The sequence below is a fragment of the Bradyrhizobium sp. IC3195 genome, from assembly GCF_020193585.1.
GTDB classification, from domain to species: domain Bacteria; phylum Pseudomonadota; class Alphaproteobacteria; order Rhizobiales; family Xanthobacteraceae; genus Bradyrhizobium; species Bradyrhizobium yuanmingense.
In genome coordinates this window covers 1-1,732 of the sequence record NZ_JADYVG010000064.1, presented here as the reverse complement: position 1 = coordinate 1,732, position 1,732 = coordinate 1, and the positions used below count along the sequence as shown (strand labels likewise).

The following is a 1,732-nucleotide window of genomic DNA, read 5'->3' as shown; positions in this document are numbered from 1 at the left end:
GGGTGACGAGACCTCTTCTGGCTCCCATAGGGTCAACCTTTCGGTTTTGCGAAGGGGGACCCTGGATGCCGACGGAGAGGCTTGCGATGCGCCGTGTGCGCGATGTGATCAGGATGAAGGCGGCTGGGCTGCCGAGCCGCGAGATTGCTCGGCGGATGGGCGCGGCGCCCTCGACAGTGCGGCTGACCATCCGGCGATTCGAGGCCGCAGGCCTGAGCTGGCCGTTGCCCGACGAACTCACGGACGCGGCCCTGGAGGCCCGCCTGTTCGCCAAGACCGGCAACGGTAACCGGCAGGGTCATCGCCGCATCGCCGAGCCCGACTGGGCGGCGGTGCACCGCGAGCTCAAGCGCAAGCATGTGACGCTGTCGATCCTGTGGGAGGAGTACATCGGCGCCGAGCCCGGCGGATACCGGTACTCGCGCTTCTGCGAGCTTTACCGCGCCTGGGAGGGACGCCTGTCGGTGACGATGCGCCAGGCGCACGCGGCCGGCGACAAGCTGTTCGTCGACTACGCGGGCGACGGCGTGCCGGTGGTGGTCGACCGCCTCACCGGCGAGCGGAGGACGGCGCAGATCTTCGTCGCCGTGCTCGGCGCCTCAAGCTTCACCTACGCGCAGGCGACGTGGACGCAGGGGCTCGCCGACTGGATCAGCGCCCATGTTGGCGCCTTCGCGGCGATCGGCGGCGTCCCGGCGCTCTTGGTGCCTGACAACACCAAAGTCGCAGTCATCAAGGCGAGCCTCTACGACCCGCAGATCAATCGCACCTATGCGGAGATGGCCGCGCATTACGGCACGGCCGTCTTGCCGGCGCGACCTCGCAAGCCGCGCGACAAGGCCAAGGTCGAGCAGGCCGTCCTCATCATCGAGCGCTGGCTGCTCGGCCGCCTGCGCCACCGCGTCTTCTACAGCCTCGCCGAGGTCAACGCAGCGATCGGCGAGTTGCTCACCAGGCTCAACGAGGAGCGGCCGATCCGGCGGCTCGGCGTGACGCGCCGCCGGCTGCTCGAGGAGATCGACCGGCCGGCGCTCAAGCCGTTGCCGGCGAGCCCCTACGTGCTCGCCGAGTGGCGGATCCGCCGCGTCAGCCTCGACTACCACGTCGAGGTGGAGAAGCATTATTACAGCGTTCCGCATCGCTTCGCGCGTGCCGAGGTCGAGGTGCGGTTCACCGCCCGCACCGTCGAGATCTTCCACAAGGGCGAGCGGATTGCCGCGCATCAGCGCATGAGTGGCAATCACAAGCACACCACCGTGCCGGAGCACATGGCCTCCAGCCATCGGCGCTACGCCGGCTGGACTATCGGGCGTATCCGTCAGGACGCCGCCGCGATCGGGCCGGCAACCAGCGCATTGTGCGACCTCATTCTCGACGAGCGCTCGCACCCCGAACAAGGCTTCCGCGCCTGCCTCGGCATCCTCAGGCTCGCCGCCTCCTATGGGCGCGAACGGCTGGACGCGGCGGCTGCGCGGGCGATCGACATCGGCGCGCGCACCTATGGCTCGGTCAAGTCGATCCTCGCCAACAATCTCGATCGGCGTCCCGCTCACCAGCGCTCCGCGGACGATGCGCCGATCCTGCATGCCAACATCCGCGGACCGCGCTACTACAATTAGGAGACCGTCCCTTGCTCACCCATCCGACCCTCGACCGCCTCAACGCCCTCGGCCTCCACGGCATGGCCAAGGCCTTCGCCGACATTGAAGCCGCCGGTGAGGCTGGCAGCCTC

Annotated in this window: 1 protein-coding gene and 1 pseudogene; both read left to right on the top strand. The window is 68.5% G+C overall.

The window, feature by feature from the left end; genetic code table 11:
- Window positions 1-86 precede the first annotated feature (86 nt).
- Entirely contained in the window at window positions 87-1,619 is a 1,533-nt protein-coding gene (gene istA / locus I6F09_RS37090; protein WP_083780767.1) for an IS21 family transposase, read from the top strand.
- A gap of 11 nt (window positions 1,620-1,630) precedes the next feature.
- Window positions 1,631-1,732 (top strand): annotated as a pseudogene (locus tag I6F09_RS37085) (ATP-binding protein); the annotation flags it as partial.

Coding starts and splice junctions, on each gene's coding strand:
- istA (WP_083780767.1), top strand. CDS start 87: ATGCGCCGTGTGCGCGATGTGATCAGGATGAAGGCGGCTGGGCTGCCG.